This window comes from Actinoplanes sp. NPDC051405, assembly GCF_055586185.1.
Genome location: NZ_JBVJIR010000011.1, coordinates 158,806 through 177,068, shown reverse-complemented (window position 1 = coordinate 177,068; position 18,263 = coordinate 158,806). Strand labels below are relative to the sequence as shown.

At 70.7% G+C, this 18,263-nt stretch carries 19 protein-coding genes; 10 read left to right on the top strand and 9 right to left on the bottom strand.

All coding sequences use genetic code 11. The features are described from left to right. The first annotated feature begins 69 nt into the window (after positions 1–69). Entirely contained in the window at positions 70–831 is a 762-nt protein-coding gene (locus ACZ6S4_RS24190) for an NUDIX hydrolase (protein WP_465477181.1), read from the top strand. Here the strand turns inward: ACZ6S4_RS24190 and pstB are convergent, their stop codons facing one another. From pstB to pstS, 4 genes are all read right to left on the bottom strand, one after another. Further along, positions 832–1,608, bottom strand: a complete 777-nt coding sequence (gene pstB / locus ACZ6S4_RS24185; RefSeq protein WP_465477076.1) for a phosphate ABC transporter ATP-binding protein PstB — start codon at positions 1,606–1,608, stop codon at positions 832–834. A gap of 16 nt (positions 1,609–1,624) precedes the next feature. Further along, the gene (gene pstA, locus ACZ6S4_RS24180; protein WP_465477180.1) at positions 1,625–2,671 is read right to left on the bottom strand and encodes a phosphate ABC transporter permease PstA; all 1,047 of its coding nucleotides are present in this window, start codon (positions 2,669–2,671) and stop codon (positions 1,625–1,627) included. Between the two features lie 109 nt (positions 2,672–2,780). Further along, on the bottom strand, positions 2,781–3,866 hold the full coding sequence (gene pstC / locus ACZ6S4_RS24175; RefSeq protein WP_465477075.1) for a phosphate ABC transporter permease subunit PstC: 1,086 nt from the start codon (positions 3,864–3,866) through the stop codon (positions 2,781–2,783). An 86-nt stretch (positions 3,867–3,952) separates the two neighbouring features. Further along, positions 3,953–5,044 (bottom strand): phosphate ABC transporter substrate-binding protein PstS, encoded by a 1,092-nt coding sequence (gene pstS, locus ACZ6S4_RS24170; RefSeq protein WP_465477074.1) that lies wholly within the window; start codon positions 5,042–5,044, stop codon positions 3,953–3,955. 351 nt (positions 5,045–5,395) lie between these two features. Between pstS and ACZ6S4_RS24165 the strand changes: the two genes are divergently transcribed. Continuing rightward, complete coding sequence (locus ACZ6S4_RS24165) at positions 5,396–7,102, top strand: MFS transporter (RefSeq protein ID WP_465477073.1); 1,707 nt, start codon at positions 5,396–5,398, stop codon at positions 7,100–7,102. A 4-nt stretch (positions 7,103–7,106) separates the two neighbouring features. Then, the gene (locus tag ACZ6S4_RS24160) at positions 7,107–7,562 is read left to right on the top strand and encodes a universal stress protein (protein ID WP_465477072.1); all 456 of its coding nucleotides are present in this window, start codon (positions 7,107–7,109) and stop codon (positions 7,560–7,562) included. 10 nt (positions 7,563–7,572) lie between these two features. Here ACZ6S4_RS24160 and mshD read toward each other — a convergent pair whose 3' ends face one another. Both mshD and ACZ6S4_RS24150 read right to left on the bottom strand, forming a co-directional pair. Beyond that, the gene (gene mshD, locus ACZ6S4_RS24155) at positions 7,573–8,439 is read right to left on the bottom strand and encodes a mycothiol synthase (protein ID WP_465477071.1); all 867 of its coding nucleotides are present in this window, start codon (positions 8,437–8,439) and stop codon (positions 7,573–7,575) included. Then, entirely contained in the window at positions 8,436–9,152 is a 717-nt protein-coding gene (locus ACZ6S4_RS24150) for a winged helix-turn-helix transcriptional regulator (RefSeq protein WP_212989174.1), read from the bottom strand. Before ACZ6S4_RS24150 ends, mshD begins: the two co-directional genes overlap by 4 nt. 328 nt (positions 9,153–9,480) lie before the next feature. Here ACZ6S4_RS24150 and ACZ6S4_RS24145 point away from each other — a divergent pair, with 328 nt between their 5' ends. The 7 genes from ACZ6S4_RS24145 (at position 9,481) to ACZ6S4_RS24115 (ending at position 16,734) form a co-directional block, all read left to right on the top strand. Then, complete coding sequence (locus ACZ6S4_RS24145; RefSeq protein ID WP_465477070.1) at positions 9,481–10,500, top strand: hypothetical protein; 1,020 nt, start codon at positions 9,481–9,483, stop codon at positions 10,498–10,500. Positions 10,501–10,565: 65 nt separating this feature from the next. Then, complete coding sequence (locus ACZ6S4_RS24140) at positions 10,566–11,354, top strand: LmeA family phospholipid-binding protein (RefSeq protein WP_465477069.1); 789 nt, start codon at positions 10,566–10,568, stop codon at positions 11,352–11,354. Positions 11,355–11,372: 18 nt separating this feature from the next. Next, positions 11,373–11,501, top strand: a complete 129-nt coding sequence (locus ACZ6S4_RS24135; protein WP_465477068.1) for an Ms5788A family Cys-rich leader peptide — start codon at positions 11,373–11,375, stop codon at positions 11,499–11,501. A gap of 172 nt (positions 11,502–11,673) precedes the next feature. After that, positions 11,674–12,522 carry a sulfurtransferase gene (locus tag ACZ6S4_RS24130; protein ID WP_465477067.1) on the top strand — a complete coding sequence of 283 codons (849 nt, stop codon included), beginning with the start codon at positions 11,674–11,676 and terminating at the stop codon, positions 12,520–12,522. A gap of 2 nt (positions 12,523–12,524) precedes the next feature. Beyond that, entirely contained in the window at positions 12,525–12,854 is a 330-nt protein-coding gene (locus tag ACZ6S4_RS24125) for a DUF1416 domain-containing protein (RefSeq protein ID WP_465477066.1), read from the top strand. Positions 12,855–12,923: 69 nt separating this feature from the next. Further along, positions 12,924–13,787 (top strand): hypothetical protein, encoded by an 864-nt coding sequence (locus ACZ6S4_RS24120; RefSeq protein WP_465477065.1) that lies wholly within the window; start codon positions 12,924–12,926, stop codon positions 13,785–13,787. Positions 13,788–13,911: 124 nt separating this feature from the next. After that, on the top strand, positions 13,912–16,734 hold the full coding sequence (locus ACZ6S4_RS24115) for an RICIN domain-containing protein (protein WP_465477064.1): 2,823 nt from the start codon (positions 13,912–13,914) through the stop codon (positions 16,732–16,734). Here the strand turns inward: ACZ6S4_RS24115 and ACZ6S4_RS24110 are convergent. Genes ACZ6S4_RS24110 through ACZ6S4_RS24100 form a run of 3 tightly spaced genes read right to left on the bottom strand, consistent with a single transcriptional unit; the run spans position 16,731 to position 18,263 of the window. Then, positions 16,731–17,351, bottom strand: a complete 621-nt coding sequence (locus ACZ6S4_RS24110) for a hypothetical protein (protein ID WP_465477063.1) — start codon at positions 17,349–17,351, stop codon at positions 16,731–16,733. The genes ACZ6S4_RS24115 and ACZ6S4_RS24110 overlap by 4 nt on opposite strands. Then, positions 17,332–17,847, bottom strand: a complete 516-nt coding sequence (locus tag ACZ6S4_RS24105; protein ID WP_465477062.1) for a SigE family RNA polymerase sigma factor — start codon at positions 17,845–17,847, stop codon at positions 17,332–17,334. Before ACZ6S4_RS24105 ends, ACZ6S4_RS24110 begins: the two co-directional genes overlap by 20 nt. Before the next feature lie 41 nt (positions 17,848–17,888). Beyond that, positions 17,889–18,263 (bottom strand): DsrE family protein, encoded by a 375-nt coding sequence (locus ACZ6S4_RS24100; RefSeq protein ID WP_465477061.1) that lies wholly within the window; start codon positions 18,261–18,263, stop codon positions 17,889–17,891.

Here is an 18,263-nt window from a genome sequence, read left to right as displayed (position 1 = left end):
GCCTTCAGCCGCGCTTCGGGTGGTGGGTGGGGTGGTCGGATGGGAGAGGATCCTTGGGTGAGCCAATCGATGCCATTGCCGGCGGCCATGCTGCAGCGGGCCCGCGACTTCGCCGGCCCGCCGGCCCCGGCCCGCCCGGCGGCCACCGTCGTGCTGCTGCGCCCGTCCGGTGCGAGCTTCGAGGTGTACGTCCTCAGACGCGCGACGACGATGGTCTTCGGCGGCCTGCACGCCTTCCCGGGCGGCGGCGTCGACCGTAACGACCTCCCGCAGACGGTCCGCAGCGACTGGCCGGAGCGCCTGGGCGTCCCCGAGCCGGAGGCGAAGGCCGTGGTGGGCGCGGCCGCCCGCGAGCTCTTCGAGGAGGCGGGGATCCTGCTCGCCGGCCCGGCGGGTGACGAGCTGGTGGGCGATGTCAGCGGCGACGACTGGGAGGCCGACCGGGTCGCTGTGCACCGGCGGGAGCTGACCATGACCGAGCTGCTCGACCGGCGGCAGCTGCGGCTGCGCGACGATCTACTGGTCCCGTGGGCCCGGTGGATCACGCCGGAGTTCGAGCCGAGGCGCTTCGACACCTGGTTCTTCGTGGCGGCCCTGCCGCCGGCCCAGACGGCGCGGGACGTCTCCGGTGAGGCTGACCGGACCATGTGGATCAGCCCGGCGGCCGCCAACGGCCTGGCCATGCTGCCACCTACGCGGGTGATGCTGAACGATCTGTCCGCGTATCAAAGTATTTCTGAAGTTTTGGCAGCCTCCGGGAAGCGGAACGCCGCCGCTCCCGTCATGCCCCGGGTGGAGCTGACGGAAGACGGCGGCATCCTGCACATGTGATCAGCCGAAGCGGCCGGTGATGTAGTCCTCGGTCTTCTTCTGCGTCGGGTTGCTGAAGATCTTCTGGGTGTCGTCGTACTCGATGAGCCGGCCGGGGTCGCCGGTCTTGTCGATCGAGAAGAAGCCGGTCTTGTCGCTGACCCGGGCCGCCTGCTGCATGTTGTGCGTGACGATGATGATCGTGAACTGGTCCTTGAGCTTGAACATCAGGTCCTCGATGGCCAGCGTCGAGATCGGGTCGAGCGCCGAGCAGGGCTCGTCCATCAGCACGACCTGCGGCTGCACCGCGATGGTGCGGGCGATGCAGAGCCGCTGCTGCTGGCCGCCGGAAAGGCCGGCGCCCGGGCGGGCCAGCCGGTCCTTGACCTCGTCCCAGAGGTTGGCCGACCGTAGCGACTTCTCGGCCGCGTCATCCAGCAGGGACTTCTTCTTGACGCCGTTGAGCTTCAGGCCCGCGACCACGTTCTCGTAGATCGACATCGTGGGGAACGGGTTGGGCCGCTGGAACACCATGCCGATCATCCGGCGGACGGCGGTCACGTCGACGTCGGCGTCGTAGATGTTCTGGTCGTCGATGGTGAGCCGGCCCTCGATGCGGGCGTTCGGCAGCACCTCGTGCATGCGGTTGATGGACCGCAGGAACGTCGACTTGCCGCAACCGGACGGGCCGATCAGGGCGGTGATCGTCTTCGGCTCCACGGTCATGGAGATGCTGTCGATCGCCTTGAACGAGCCGTAGTAGGACGAGACGTTGCTCGCCTCGATGCGCTTGGCCATGGGGGACACCTCTTTGTCAGGTCAGCCGGTTGCGGCGGGCGAGCAGCTTCGCCGCGATCGTCAGGATGAGGACCAGGGCGACCAGCGTCAGTGCCGCCGTCCAGGCGCGGTCCGGGGCGTACCGGGAGGCGTCGCCGGCCTGCTGGTACACGTACAGCGCCAGCGACGACTGGTTGCCGGCGAACGGGTCGAAGTTGATCGCGGCGGCGCCACCGGCCACCAGCAGCACCGGGGCGGTCTCGCCGGCGGCGCGGGCCACGGCGAGCATGACGCCGGTGACGATGCCGGGCAGCGCGGTCGGCAGGACGACCTTGACGATCGTCTTCCACTGCGGCACGCCGAGCGCGTACGCGCCCTCGCGCAGCGGCCCGGGCACCAGCCGCAGCATCTCCTCGGTGGACCGCACGATCGTCGGCAACATCAGCACGGTCAGCGCCAGCGAGGCGGCGAAGCCGGAGAAGCGCGGCGTGCCGTTGTTGAACCAGGGGCTGACGATCAGCACCCAGAACGCCAGGATGAACAGGCCGGCCACGATCGACGGGATGCCGGTCATGACGTCGACGAAGAAGCGCACGGTCAGGGCGAACTTGCCGCGGCCGTACTCGACCAGGTAGATCGCGCCCAGCACGCCCAGCGGGACGGCCATCAGGGTGGCGATGCCGACCTGCTCCAGGGTGCCGATGATGGCGTGGTACGCGCCGCCGTTGGGGTCCCGGGCGCCGATGTTGTTCATCGAGCTGCCGAAGAAGTCGCCGTCCAGGCGGGCGGCGCCCTTGGAGACCAGCGTCCACACCACCGAGGCCAGCGGCAGGATCGCCAGGATGCAGGCCGCGTAGATCAGCGTCTTCCAGAGCCGGTTGCGGGCCGAGCGGCGCCCCTCGACGCGGGTCGCCGCGGCGAACATCCCGGCCAGGTAGAACACGATGCCGACCACGACGACGAGGACCCAGTTGCCCAGGCCGAGGCCGAGCACGACCGCCGCGGCCACGAGCAGCGCGACGACGGCGATGCCGAGGTCGACCACCACCGGCAGCTTCTTCGACCGGATGTTGTCCGGCGTCATGACAACGCCGGGGACTTCCTTCTCCAGAAGACTCATGCCATCACCTCCGCTGGCGCTCCGGCGATGACATTCGTCGGACGCCGAGTTGATGATTCGCTCGCAAGCTCGCTCATGCGGCACTGTCCCGGAACTCGCGGCGGCGGTAGATGATCGCCCGCGCTGCCATGTTGACGACCAGGGTGATGGCGAAGAGCACCAGGCCGGAGGCGATCAGCGCACCGCGGCCGGTGGCGTTGGCCTCGCCGAAGGTGTTGGCGATGTTGGCGGCGATGCTGTTGCCGCCGCTCTCGATCAGGTTGAACGAGATGTTGAAGACGATGCCCAGCGTCAGGGCGAGGGCGATGGTCTCGCCGAGCGCGCGGCCCAGGCCCAGCATGACCGCGGCGATGACGCCGGGCTTGCCGTAGGGCACCACGGCCGTGCGGATCATCTCCCACTTGGTGGCGCCCAGGGCCAGCGCCGCCTCCTCGTTCATCAGCGGGGTCTGCTGGAAGACCTCGCGGGACAGCGAGGTCACGATCGGCAGCACCATGATGGCCAGCACCAGGCTGCCGAGCAGGATCGACCGGCCGAACGGTCCGTCGCCCCCGAAGATCGGCAACCAGCTGAAGTACTTGTTCAGCCAGACCGAGAAGTCCTGCACCGGCACCCGGAACACGTCCCGGCCCCAGAGGCCGAAGACGACGCTGGGCACCGCGGCGAGCAGGTCGATGATGAAGCCTAGCGGGTTGGCCAGCCGCTTGGGCGCGTAGTGCGAGAGGAACAGGGCGATGCCCAGCGCGATGGGCACCGCGACGATCAGCGCGATGATCGAGGTCAGGACCGTGCCGAAGGCCAGCGCCGCGATGCCGAACTTGGGCTCGGCGTCGTTGGGGAACCAGGCCTTGTAGGTCAGGAAGTTCTCGGTGTTGGCCTGCAGGGCTGGCACGGCCTTCGAGATCAGGAAGATCGCGATGGCGACGATGATGACCAGCACCATCGCGCCGGCGGACGTGCTCAGGGCCCGGAAGCCGGTCTCCATCGAGAACCGGGCTTTCCTGGGCAGGGCGCCCCCACCACCGAGCGGCGGGCGGCTGCCGTCGAGATCATCGGGAGGGATCGGCGATAGGCCGCCGCCGGCGGACCGGGCGTGACGTGCTGTCACGCTCGGTCCGCCGGCTTCGGTGCTCGCCGAGCGGGAGGGATAGTCACCCATTCGCTCGCTCGCTGTCGTCTAGGAGGGTGTGGGATAGCGCTGCCTTCAGCCCGGTCAAGGGCGGCGGCGGGGTGGTTGGACGGGGGTCAGGAGATGGCCGCGACCGAGGTCTCGACCTTGCTGCGGACTGCCTCCGGCAGCGGGGCGTAGCCGAGCTCGGCGAGCGCCGACTGGCCACCGGTGCTGGCGGTGTAGCTCAGGAAGCCCTTGATCGCCGCGGCCTTGGGGCTGCCCTTGCTGCAGGCGATCTCGTACGTGACCAGGACGATCGGGTACGCGCCGGCCTCGGTGGTGGTGTAGTCGATGTCGAGGGCCAGGTCGTTGCCGGTGCCCTTGACCTTGGCGCCGGCGATGGTCTTACCGGCACTCTCGCCGGTCAGCTCGACGAACTCACCCGCGCCGTTCTTGATCTTGGCCTTCTTCAGGTCGCTGTTCTCCGCGAAGGAGAGCTCGACGTAGGAGATGGCGCCGACCGTGCTCTTCACCGCGGTCGCCACGCCGTCCGACTTGGCCGCACCGACGCCGCCCGGGGCCTTCCACGCCTTGGCGTTGCTGAAGGTCCAGTCCGCCTCGGCGGTCTTGCTCAGGTACTTGGTGAAGTTGTCGGTGGTGCCCGACTCGTCGGAGCGGTGCACGGCCTGGATCGCCGTCGACGGGAGCTTGGCGTCGGCGTTCTCCGCCTTGATCGCCGGGTCGTCCCACTTGGTGACCTTGCCGGCGAAGATCTTGGCCAGGGTGGCCGGCGAGAACTGGAGGTTCTCGACCCCGTCGAGGTTGTAGACGACGGCGATCGGGCCGATCACCATCGGGAGGTTGAGGGCCTGGCCGCCGGGGCACTTGGCGTCGGCCTGCGGCTGCTCCTCCTCCTTGAGGGCGGAGTCGGAGCCGGCGAAGTCGGCGGTGCCGGCGATGAACGCCTGGATGCCCGCGCCGGAGCCGGTGCCCTCGTAGCCGATCTTCGCGCCCGAGCACTGGCCCTGGTAGGCCTTGATCCACTCGTCCATCGCGTTCTTCTGCGCCGAAGAACCCTGGGCCGTCAGGTCGCCGGCCGCGCAGTTCGCGGAGGCGGCAGAGGCACCGCCGGCGGCAGGCGAGTCGGTGTTGTCAGAGCCGCATGCCGCGAGCGCGACCGAGGCGGTCAAGGCAATGCCGGCAACGTAGAACCGCTGGAGCTTCAACGGGTTTCCCTTCGAATGAATAACAACTCCGGGCTCCGTAGTCCCGGCCGGCCGAACTCTCATCGGCACACCCGGAAAGCTAAGAGCGCGAGGTGACCGGCTCCCCGGGCATAAGTGAACGCAGGGTGAACAGGTCTGCGCCGGTTCGTAGCCTTTGGCTGAGGAAGGGTTGTCCGTTAAGTGAACCGAGGGCACGACGCCGTATAAGTCCGTTATTTTGTGTTCTCTTTCGGGCCCGAGTGACCGGCTCGGGACGCGTGGGACGAGGCCGGTGTGAGGTGGCTTACTGGTCCCCGCCGAACCGATAGCTGCATAATGCAGCTATACGGTCAGACCCCTGGAGCCCAACCCATGCCCGCACCGCACCGACCCGCGACCAACCCCTTCAAGCAGCCCCGCGCCGTCTGGGCGGTGGCCTTCGCCTGTGTCATCTCGTTCATGGGCATCGGCCTCGTCGACCCGATCCTGCCGGCGTTGGCGAACGACCTGCACGCCACGCCGAGCCAGGTGTCCCTGCTGTTCACCAGCTACCTGGTGGTGACCGCGGTGGCGATGCTCGTGGTCGGCGCCGTGGCCAGCCGGATCGGGCCCAAGCTCACGCTGGTCGTCGGGCTGGGCATCATCGTCGTCTTCGCCGCGCTGGCCGGCACCTCGGACACCGTCGGCCAGATCGTCGGCTTCCGGGCCGGCTGGGGGCTGGGCAACGCGCTGTTCATCGCGACCAGCCTGGCCGTCATCGTCGCGTCGGCCACCAGCGGCTTCGCGGGCGCGATCATCCTCTACGAGACCGCCCTCGGGCTCGGCATCGCCGTCGGCCCGCTGCTCGGCGGCGAGCTGGGCAGCATCAGCTGGCGCGGCCCGTTCTTCGGCGTCGCGGCGCTGATGGCCATCGCGATGGTCGCCACGATCGCCTTCGTGCCGTCGCTGCCCCGGCCCGCGCAGCCCACGTCCCTGACCGCGCCGCTCAAGGCGTTGCGCCACCGTGGACTGCTGACCATGGGCATCATGGCGCTGCTCTACAACTGGGGCTTCTTCACCATGCTGGGCTACGCGCCGTACCCGATGGAGCTGGACGCGCACCAGCTCGGCCTGGTCTTCACCGGCTGGGGACTGCTGGTCGCCGCCTTCAGTGTCTTCTTCGCCCCGCGGCTGCAGGCCCGCTTCGGCACCGCGAAGGTGCTCTACGCCAACATGGCCGCGCTGGCGATCGTCATGGCGGTCATCGCGGCCGGCGTCTCGACCCCGCGGACGGTCATCGTCGCGGTGATCGTCAGCGGCGCCTTCATCGGCATCAACAACACGCTGACCACCCAGGCGGTCATGCTGGTCGCGCCGGTCGAGCGTTCGGTGGCCTCCTCCGCGTACGGCTTCGTGCGCTTCATCGGCGGCGGGCTGGCCCCGTTCGTGGCCGGCAAGCTGGCCGACCGCTTCGACCTCAGCGTGCCGTTCTACCTGGGCGGGGTGGCGTTCCTGCTGGCGATCGTCGTGCTGGCCACCGGCCACAAGCTGGTCACCGCGGCCGAGGCGGGGGACAGCGAGACCGTCACGCCGTTCGCGCCGGTCGGGGCCGTGGCCGCTGCGGACGCCCGGCCGGTCGTCGTCGCGGTCGGGGCCACCGCCGACGCGGACGCGATCGTGGACGCGGCCGCCGGGCTCGCCCGGGACCTGGGCGCCCCGCTCGAGGTGGTCCGGGTCCGCGAGACCGTCGTGATCGAGGAACTGGCCATCGAGCCGGAGGACGAGCAGAGTGCCCGGGCCGCGGTGACCGCCCACCTGCGCCGGCTCGCCGGCCAGGGGATCGCGGCCACCGGGATGCTGCTGACCAGCGTCGGTGACCACGCCGCAGCCGGCCGGGCACTGGCCTCGCATGCCGGCGACGTGCAGGCCCGGACAGTGGCGGTGGGACGTTCGCCGCGCGGGCCGGCGGCCCAGTTCGCGGACGGCAGTTTCACCGCGGCCCTGACCCACGCGGCGGCCTCGACCGTCGTGCTCGTCACGCCGGATGAGACCCCGCACCGGCTCACAGCCGCGACACTGCCCGAGCTCCGCGGCGTGTGACGAGGTGTCCGGCTTCGAGCTCGGCACGGACGGACCGCACGCCATCGTCGTCGGCGTGGACGGCTCGCAGACCTCACTTCGCGCGGCCGCGTACGCCGCCGGCCTGGCCCGGCGCCAGCACACCCGGCTGGTGGTCGTCTATGCCCGCGGTGCCCCGGGCGCACTGCTCACGCTGGCGGACCTCACCGGGCTGGCCACCCGGGCCGAGCTGGACACCCAGGACCAGATCGAGGCTCAGCTCCTGGCCGAGCTGAGCAGGCAGGCCCAGGTCTGGGGAGTCGACGCCCGGCTGGAGGCCCGCCAGGGCGATCCGCTCACCGTGCTCAGCGAGGTGGCCGACGAGGTCCGCGCGGATGCCGTGATAGTCGGCTCGTCACGCAGCGTGGGTCACCGGATCGCGGGCTCGCTCGCGGTGCGGCTGGTCCGCTGCGGCCGCTGGCCGGTCACGGTCGTCCCGTGACTCCTGAGAGTCAGTCGCGGCTGTACATCACGTCGGTGGAGTGGATCTCGAAATCCAGCCGCCGGTAGAGCGCGACCGCGGCGGTGTTCGACTCGTCCACATAGAGCAGCACGTCGGCCAGGCCCAGCCCGGCGAGGTGCCGGAGGCCGGCCACGCTGAGGGCGGCGCCCAGCCCGCGGCGATGACCGCCCGGGTCGACGCCGAGCACGTAGATCTCACCGATCGCGGGCTCGCCGCCCTCGGCCGGGTGCACCTTGGTCCAGTGGAAACCGAGCAGCCGGTCGTCGGCCGGGTCCACCGCCAGCAGGAAACCGGCCGGGTCGAACCACGGCTCGCCGAAGCGCAGCCGCAGGTCGTCGGCTGTCCAGCGGCCCTGCTCGGGGTGGTGAGCGAAAGCCCGGGAGTTGACGCCCAGCCACGCTTCGTCGTCAGCGCCGGGCACGAAGGTCCGCACGGTGACACCCTCGGGCAGTGGCACTTCGGGCAGGTCGCTCAGGGACCGGCGCATCTGCCAGAGCACGCGGGAGCGGGTGAAGCCGGCCTTCTCGGCGAAGGCGCGGGCGGCCTGCTCGTCACCGTGGGCCCAGAACTGGAGCGGGCCGGGACCGGCCGCTGCCAGCAGGGCGGTGCCGTAGCCGCGGAGCCGGTGCTTCGGGTGCACCACCAGCTCGCCGGACGTGCCGTCCAGGTAGGCGTAGCCCGCCAGGGCGTCGTCCGCGTAGGCGAGCAGGTGGGTGCGGCCGGAGCCGCGCAGGCCGAGGACACCGTCCTCCGACAGGGGGTGGACGCCGTCGGCCTCGTCCGCCGCGGCGGCCAACGTGAGCACGTCAGCCGCCTCGGCGGGGGCGAGCCGGTCCTGGGAGCGGACCTTTGTCATACGGGCAGGGACACGGGCTCGTTGTCGGGCAGCTGCCGGCCGCTCGGCGGGACCACGAACTTGTAGCCGACCTGGCGCACGGTGCCGATCATCGACTCGTACTCCGAGCCGAGCTTGGCGCGCAGGCGCCGCACGTGCACGTCGACCGTCCGGGTGCCGCCGAAGTAGTCGTAGCCCCAGACCTCGCGCAGCAGCTGGTCGCGGGTGAAGACCCGGCCCGGGTGCTGAGCCAGGAACTTGAGCAGCTCGAACTCCTTGTAGGTGAGGTCGAGCGGCCGGCCCTTGAGCTTGGCGGCGTAGGTGTCGGGGTCGATGTTGAGCTCGCCGGCCCGGATCGAGCCGCCGGCCCCGGCCGTGGCGTTGGTCAGGCGGCCGACCGCCAGGCGCAGCCGGGCCTCGACCTCGGCGGGACCCGCGCTGGCCAGGATGACGTCGTCGACACCCCAGTCGGCGTTGAGGGCGATCAGGCCGGCCTCGGTGACCACTGCCATCAGCGGGACACCGATGCCGGTCGCGTGCAGCATCCGGCACGTCGCACGGGCCTCGGAGAGCTCCGAGCGGGCGTCGACCAGCACGGCGTCCGGGCTCGGCCCGGACACCAGGGTGCGCACGTCGCGGGGCGCTGTGCGCACGGAGTGGGGCAGCAGGTCCAGGGCGGGAAGCACGGCGGAGGGTTCACCAGCACGTGTCGTCACCAACAGGAGGATTTCCACACTCACCTCGATCCTCGCGGCACGGGGCCGCTCGGGTGACCCGGTCTGCGCAGCTCAGGGCTGCGCCACCGGTAGGACTTGTCCCGGCGTCACCGACGGGTGGGCTGCGAATACCTTAACCGATGCAGCACGCGGAAAGCCCTGGTCGGATCGCCAAGTGATGTGAACTACGCCCCGGAGGTGGCCGAACGGCCGAATCGTAACCAGCCTTTTACCCGACCTGCGCCGCCGGCCTCGTGGGAGCGCGTCCATGTTGCCGGCCCGTTTCGGATGAGATGACCGCGCCGCGATGAGCGCGATCGGCCCCGGGTCTGGCACGATCGCAGACGTGCTCCCCTCCGCGCCGCGCGACAACGACTCCTGGGACGACGACGTCTCCCGGGAGATCGCCCGGTCGGCGCCGGGCCGGTCGTCGTCCGGCTTCTACGCCGGCGCCCCCGAGCCCGCCTCCCGGATCGGCGCCCGTTCCGGCGATGCGGACGAGGTCGACGACGAGGAGATCGAGGAGGAGATCCCCGAGGTCCCGGTCCGCCGCCAGCTGTCGGTGGCGATCGCCGGCTTCGCGGCGCTGCTCGGCGTGGGGCTGATCCTGGGGGCGCAGACCTCCGGGCCGGACGCGCGCCTGCCGTACGCGATCGTGGTCTTCGGGGTGCAGCTGCTCTTCATCCTGGCCTTCACCATGGCCATCCGGCCGCCCGCGGCCGGCACGGTCGCCGGGGTCTGCGTGGCCGCCGCCCTGGTGGCCGACTATCTGGCGGTCAACCGTGAGCCCGCCGGGATCCTGCCGCTGATCGTGGTCGCGGCGGCCGGCTACGCGGTGGCCGTGGCCGGGCAGTTCATCCGTCCCGGCGACCGCATGCACGTGCGCGACGCGTTGAGCGGCACGCTGCTGATCGTGGTCGGCGTGGTCTCGTTCGCGCAGCTGATCGTGCTCACCCGCAAGCCGGTCGGCACCCAGGCGGTGCTGGTCTGCCTGACCGCGGTGGCCGTGTCGGTGCTGGTGGCGCATCTGGTCGACGCCTTCTTCCCGCGGCCGCGGATCGCGCCGCAGGTGCCCCGCGGCGCCAGCGGCATCATCGCCGGGGCCATGCTGGGCACTCTCGCGGCGGCCGCGCTGGGCAGCGTGCTCGTGCTGCCGTTCACGCCGGCCAAGGGCGCGCTGCTGGGCTTCGTCGCCGCCGGGGTGGCCATGCTGGTGGACCTCGCGGTCAACTACTCGGAGGTGGGCCGCCGGATGGCCGGTGACACGCCGACCTTCTGGGTGGCCCGGCACATGCAGGGTCCGCTGGGTGCGTTCGCCCTGGCCCTGCCCGGTGCGTACGTCCTGACAGCCTTCTTCCTCAGTTGAGGGTGTCCGGAGAGCTCGCATCGGGCATATACCGTGCCCCATCCTGACGTGAACGGGAGGCCGTAGTGGCTGAGGTGTACGGGTCCGCACGGCCGCGCAAGCGCTGGGGTCGGCGTCTGCTGATCACCTTCGTGGTGCTGCTGCTCATCATCCTGGCGGCGCTGGTCGTGGCCGACCGGTTCGGCGCCTCCTACGCCGAGCGCGAGATCGGCGACCGGGTCGCCCAGCAGCTCACCGAGCAGAAGGCCACGGCCGAGAAGCCGGACGTGACCATCGAGGGGGTGCCGTTCCTGACCCAGGTCCTCGCCGGGAACTACCAGGAGATCAAGATCCTGCTGAACAACTTCTCCGGGCCGGCCGGCAACGGCCAGAACATCAAGATGGACCGGCTCGACATCCGGGCCAAGGACGTGAACGCGCCGCTGGACACCGTGCGCACCGGCAACGGCGACATCGTGGCCGCCACGGTCACCGGCGTCGGCACGCTGAGCTATCCCGACCTGGCTGACCTGATCGGCCAGAAAGGGCTCAAGCTCAGCGAGCGGGACGGCAAGCTGATCGGTGCCGCGCCGTTCGACGCGCTGGGCCAGACCTTCAATGCCACCGGTACGGCGAACCTGGCGGTCAAGGACGGCGTCGTCAGTGTCACCTTCGCCGACGTGACCGCCGAGGGGCTGCCGAACATCCCGCTGGTGCGCACCCTGGTCGACAACTACGTGAAGCAGCTGGCCTTCGATCTCAAGGTGCCGGCCCTGCCGCTGGGCCTGAAGGTGCAGAAGGTCGAGCCACGCGCCGACGGCTTGTACGTGACCACCGGAGCCAGCAACGTGTCTCTGAGTTCGGGCGGCCTGTGACGCCGGCAACGTTCCCGGATGGTGGTCGACGGTGTTCCGACCGGTGGGCCCGCTGGTAAGGTCGCGTTCATGAGCCCTCTGCTCACCAAAAGGCGCGCGGTCGACCTGTGCCGCGTGGCCGCCTGCCTGTGTCGCCCTGTCATCTGACGGGGCCATTCACGCTGCGCAGGATCTGATCTTCATCTGATTCTCCCCGCCCGGCAGTGGCGCCGTCGCACCCAACCCAACGTGATCCGTACCGCAAGGGTCCCGCGCGGGGTGCGACCGAATCTCCGCGCGCCGACTCACCCCCATCTCACCTGACCAAGGGAGTACTCCGATGAGTCGCGACACCGCACTCGTCTCTGCCGACTGGGCCGAGAAGAACCTCGACGCGCAGGGCGTCGTCTTCGTCGAGGTCGACGAGGACACCACCGCCTACGACGGCGGCCACATCCCCGGCGCCGTGAAGATCGACTGGAAGCAGGACCTGCAGGACCCGGTACGCCGGGACTTCGTCAACCAGGAGCAGTTCTCCAAGCTGCTGTCGGACAAGGGCATCGCCAACGACGACACCGTGATCCTCTACGGCGGCAACAACAATTGGTTCGCGGCGTACGCGTACTGGTATTTCAAGCTCTACGGGCACGGCGACGTCAAGCTGCTCGACGGTGGCCGCAAGAAGTGGGAGCTCGACGCCCGCCCGTACAGCAAGGACGTCCCGAACCGGGCCGCGACGCAGTACCAGGCGTCCGCCCCGGACCTGTCGATCCGCGCCTTCCGCGACGAGGTCGTGCAGGCCATCGGCGTGAAGAACCTGGTCGACGTGCGCAGCCCCGACGAGTTCGCGGGCCGGCTGCTGGCCCCGGCGCACCTGCCGCAGGAGCAGTCGCAGCGCGGTGGCCACATCCCCACCGCGATCAGCGTGCCGTGGAGCAAGGCGGCCAACGAGGACGGCACCTTCAAGTCCGACGAGGAGCTGGCCAAGATCTACGGCGAGGCCGGCCTGGACGGCAGCAAGGACACCATCGCCTACTGCCGCATCGGCGAGCGTTCCTCGCACACCTGGTTCGTGCTCAAGGAGCTGCTCGGCCAGCAGAACGTGAAGAACTACGACGGTTCCTGGACCGAGTACGGCTCGCTCATCGGCGTGCCGATCGCGCTCGGCGACGAGCCGGGAAAGGCGTGACCATGACGTCTCCGTCGAACATCGCGGACGGTTGCGCCGCGCCCGACCAGTCGGCTCCCATCCCGGCCAGTGTCGATCTGCAGAAGGAAACCGTCATCACGGGCGTCGTGAGCAACGCCGAGGGTGAGGCGGTGGGCGGCGCGTACGTCCGCCTGCTCGACTCCACCGGCGAGTTCACCGCGGAGGTGGTCACGTCCCCGCAGGGCGTTTTCCGCTTCTTCGCCGCACCGGGCTCCTGGACGCTGCGCGCCCTGTCCCGGCACGGCAACGGCGACCTGGCCGTGGACGCGACCCGCGGCGTCAACGAGGTCGGCCTCAGCGTCAGCTCCTGACCCACGCTCTGTTCACGAAGGGCGGGACCCGCACCGGGTCCCGCCCTTCGTCGTGCGAGCATGGCTGCCGTGACCGCGCCCGGGTACCACTCTGTCGCCCCGCCGCCCGCTGCCCGGCGGCCCCGGCGGCGCTGGTGGCTGACCGGGGTGGTGGTGGCCTGGGCGCTGGTGCTGACCGGCTTCGCCGTCTGGTCCGTACGCAATGATCCGCCGACCGTGCCGGAGCAGCGGGACATCGCCGCGGCCCTGCCCGTGTTGCAGCGGGCCACCGGGGTGACGATGGCCGCGGCCGACGCCGCCGAACGGGTGGTCACGCTGGGCGAGCTGAGGTTCGATCGCGACTGCGCCCTCACGCCGGTGCGCGAGGGCATCGAGGCCACCCGGGAGATCACCGTCCGGGTCCAGCCGGGTCAGGTGCCCGGCGTGCTGCAGGCGATCGCCCGGGCGTTGCCGGCCGGGTACGCCGCCACGGCCCGGCACAACGAGGCCCGCACCCGTTACGGCCTGCGGGCCGATGCCGGTGAGTTCGTGGGGGTCGACACCACCGCCGACGCGGATGCCTCCGCCTTCACGCTGCTGGTCTCGACGGGATGCCGGCCGCTGGCAGACGGTGTGGATCTCGATCCGGCGCCCGTGGCGGCCACCGACGTGCCGCCCGCGTTCACGGCCGCGCTGCAGGCGTTGGGGGCGACGGCAGCGAAGGCCACGAGCAGTGAGGTGAGCTGCCCGAGCGGCGGCGTCGCCCGTACGGTCACCGCCGACGAACTGTTCGCACCCGCCGATCTGGGGCGAGCCCTGCGGGGTGTCGTCGCCGGATCCGTGGTGGTGCAGTCCGACCCGCACGCGTGGGCTTACCGGGCCGGGAACGTGTCGGTGGTGGTCAGCGACAGCGAGGGCCGGGCCCGGGTGGACGCCACCACCGGCTGTCGTTAACAAACTTTCCATCGAGCAGGGCCGATCTATTTACTTGCGCGAATCAATGTTTTACGATCACGTAACGCAAGCAATCGCACATAATCCACCATTACTGCACGCCCTGGCCCACCCGGAGGCTGCTGTGGACCGTCGTACCTTCCTGGCCGGAACCCTCGCTGTGCCCGCCGTCGCGGCGGCCACCGAGCTCAGCACCGCGGCGCCGGCCCGAGCGGCCGCGCCCGGCTACGTCGTCAACCGCTCGCCGCTGCGCCCCGACGCCTTCCTGCGGCTGACACCCGGCCGGACCCGGGCCGGCGGATGGCTCGCCACCCAGCTCGCCCACCAGCTCGACGGCCTCAACGGCCGGCTGCCCGAGGTCTCGCACTTCCTGCGGTACGACGAGACCGGCTGGATCCGTCCGGAGCTGGGCGGCTGGGAGGAGGTGCCGTACTGGCTCAAGGGCTTCAGCAGCCTGGGCTACGTCACCGGCGACACCCGGGTCATCGCGGAGACCAAGCGCTGGATCGACGGCGTGCTGGCCACCCAGGCGGCGGACGGCTACTTCGGCCCCACCCGGCTGCGGACGAGCCTGGACAACGGCCCGGACCTGTGGCCGCACATGCCGATGCTGCACGCGATCCGCACCTTCCAGGAGTTCACCGATGATGCCCGGGTCGTGCCGTTCCTGACCCGCTTCCTGCGCTACGTCAACGGGTGCCCGACCAGCGTCTTCTCGCAGAGCTGGGGCAGCTACCGGTGGGCCGACACGCTCGAGGTGGTGTTCTGGACCTACAACCGCACCGGCGACGCGTTCCTGCTCGACCTGGCCCGCAAGATCCACGCGAACTCCGCGAACTATCTGAACAACCTGCCGTCGCTGCACAACGTCAACCTGGCCCAGGGTTTCCGCGAGCCGGCCGTCTACTCGGTGCTCTCCGGCGACGCCGCGCACCGGCAGGCCAGCTACGCCGACTACGACCTGATCATGAAGAGCTACGGGCAGTTCCCCGGCGGTGGGTTCGCCGGTGACGAGAACGCCCGGCCCGGCTTCGGCGACCCCCGGCAGGGCTTCGAGACCTGCGGCATCGTCGAGTTCATGGCCGGGCACGAGATGCTCGGCCGGATCACCGGCGACCCGGTCTGGTTCGACCGGGTCGAGGACCTGGCGTTCAACTCGCTGCCCGCGGCGCTGGACCCGAAGCAGCGCGGCATCCACTACATCACCAGCGCGAACAGCATCGCGCTGCGCGACCGGACCGGCAGCCAGGGCCAGTTCCAGAACGGCTTCCCGATGCAGGCGTACATGCTGGGCATCGACAACTACCGGTGCTGCCCGCACAACTACGGCATGGGCTGGCCCTACTACGTCGAGGAGATGTGGGCGGCCACCCCCGATGCCGGGCTGGTCGCCAACCTGCACGGCCCGTCGCGGGTCACTGCCGCGGTCGCCGGGGGTACGGCAGTGACGGTCGTCGCCGACACGGCCTACCCGTTCGGCGACACCATCACGTACACGGTCAGCACCTCGACGAGCGTCGCGTTCCCCTTGTACCTGCGGGTTCCCGGCTGGTGCACCGACCCCACGCTCACCGTCAACGGCGCCGCTGCGGTCGTGACCGCCGGCCCGGCGTACGCGAAGATCAGCCGGACCTGGCAGAACGGCGACCGGGTCGTGCTGCGCCTGCCGATGCGGACCCGGGTCCGCACCTGGACCGCCATGCAGGACAGCGTCTCGGTCGACTTCGGCGCCCTGACCTTCTCGCTGGCCATCACCGAACAGTGGACCCGCACGGGCGGCACGGAGACCTGGCCGACCAGCGAGGTCCGGCCCGGCTCACCGTGGAACTACGGGCTCGACGGCGCGACGTCCTTCGCAGTGACGACCGGCCTGGGCAACGTGGCCGATCCGTTCACCCCGGCCGCCGCGCCGATCAGGATCACCACCCCGGCCCGCAAGATTCCCGCCTGGACAGCCGACAGCGACGAGATCGTCACACCGTTGCAGGACAGCCCGACACCGTCCGCGGAGCCGGTGGAGACCATCACCCTGATCCCGATGGGTGCCGCCCGCCTGCGCATCACCTCGTTCCCGACGATCGGCGCCGGCCGGCCGTGGGTGCCGCCCGGCGTCGCCTTCCGGATCCGCAACCAGCACAGCGGCAAGGTCCTCGGCGTCGACCAGATGTCGCAGGCCAACAGCGCGCGGGTGGTGCAGTTCGCGGACAGCGGCACCCCCGACCACCTGTGGCAGCTGGTCGACAACGGCGACGGCCACGTCCGGATCCGCTGCGTGAACTCGGGCAAGGTGCTGGGCGTGGACCGGATGTCCACAGCGGACTCGGCGCAGGTGGTGCAGTACGACGACAACGGCACCGCGGACCACCTGTGGCAGCTGGTCGACAACGGCGACGGCCACCTGCGGATCAGGAACAAGAACTCCGGCAAGGTGCTCGGCGTGGCCGGCATGTCCACCGCCGACTCCGCCAACGTCGTGCAGTACGCCGACACCGGCACCGCCGACCACAACTGGCAGCTGATCCCGGACGGCACGGTCAAGCTCCAGGTGACCCACACCGGCAAGGTGCTGGCGATCCAGAACATGTCCACGGCCAACGGCGCCCAGCTCACCCAGTGGCCGCCGACCGGCACCGCCGACCACGTCTGGAAGTTCGAGGACGTGGGCGGCGGCCACTTCCGGATCGTGAGCAACCTGACCGGCAAGTGCGTCGACGTCAGCGGCGCGGCCACCACCGACGGCGCCCGGGTGACCCAGTGGGACTACCTCGGCGGGGCCAACCAGCAGTGGCGGCTCGCCTGGTCCGGCTCGGGAACGTTCGCGCTGGTCGCCCGGCACAGCGGCAAGGTCCTGGAGGTCTCCGGGCAGTCCACGGCCGACGGTGCGGTCGTCACCCAGTGGGCGGACCTCGGCGGGGCGAACCAACGCTGGCGGATCGTCCCGGGTTAACAGCCGGGCGGGCGGGCCGGCTCGCCGAACTCCACCAGGGCCCTGTTCACCTCGGTCGTGGTGGCCAGCCGGCGAAAGTCGGTGCCGAGCGCCAGGTCGATGGTCCGGCCGCCCCGGTCGGGCAGGAACTTCATGGCGACGTCGCCGCTCACCAGTGCTCGCACCACGGTGGCGGCGCCGACCGCCTGGGGGCCGTACCGGAGCACCGCCACGGGTCCCGCGTTGTCGGCATCCGGATCGAACGACCGCAGCTCGCTCGCGACGAAGCCGCGATGCCCGAGCTCGATGGCCGTCTCACCGACCAGGTCGGAGCGGCCGACGACCTTGATGATCACGTCACCGGGGTGGTCGGGCAGCTTGAGGTCGACGGGGAACGAACAACGGGACGACGACGGGCCGGCGGGCAGCGTGGCGACCGGGCGCGCGTCACCACCGGCGACCGAGCTCAGGCCGAATCCGCCGGCCACGACCACCGTGGCGAGTGCCGCCGCGGTGCCGACCTGGCGGCGGCGGGCCCGGCTGCGGCCCCGTGCCCGGACGGCGGCCGCGGAGGCCAGCCGCACCTGGTCGACATCGGCCGACAACTCCGCCAGACGTTCACGAACCGGACGCGACATCACTGACCTCCTGCGGGTGGTCGCCGAGCAGGCCGGCGAGCGCGGTACGGGCCCGGGACAACCGAGCTTTGACGGTTCCGGCGGGAGCGCCGGTGTGCAGCACGATGTCGTTCACCGACATGTCGAGCAGGTAGTGCAGGGCCACCGCCTGGCGCTGGGCGGCGGGCAGCTGCTGCAGGGCGGCGACCACGGCCACCCGGTCCGGTGAGGGACTCGCCGCCGCCGGCTCGGGCGGACCCATCCGGGCCTGGGCCGCCCACCGGCGCCGCAGACCCCGCCACCGGTTCGCCGCCAGCCGCCAGCCGGCCGCACGGACCCAGCCCTCCGGGTTCTCGTAACCGGAGACCTTCGGCCAGTGCTGCCAGGCGCGGGCGTACGCCTCCTGGGCCATGTCCTGCGCGTCGGCCAGGTCGCCGCAGACGGCGTACAGGTAGAGCACGACACGCCGGGCGCTCGCCTGGTAGAAGGCGTCGAAGTCAGCGGTGCTGGGTTGCATACCAGGTACACCCCGCAGCGGCGGGGCCGGTTGCATCCCGGTCAGTAGACGATCGCCTGCGCGCCGGAGGACATGATCTCCTCGACGAACACCGCGGCGCCGGCGATCCGGATGCCCGGCAGGACATCCGGCGGGCCGATCTCCCGGCGGGCGGCGCACTGCGTGCAGGCGGTGACCCGGCCGCTGCCGATCAGCAGGTCGAGCAGGTCCGGCAGCGGCGCGGCGTGCGGCAGCTCGAACTGCGCGGCCCGGCCCGGCAGGGCGAACCAGGTGGACTCACCGGTCAGCCAGAACGAGACGTCCACCCCGGACGCGGCGGCGGTCGAAGCCACGGTGAACGCCTGCGAGCAGCGCTCCGGGGCGTCCGCGCCGGCGGTTGCCTTGACGACGAGCAAGCGGGCCATGCGGGTCAGCAT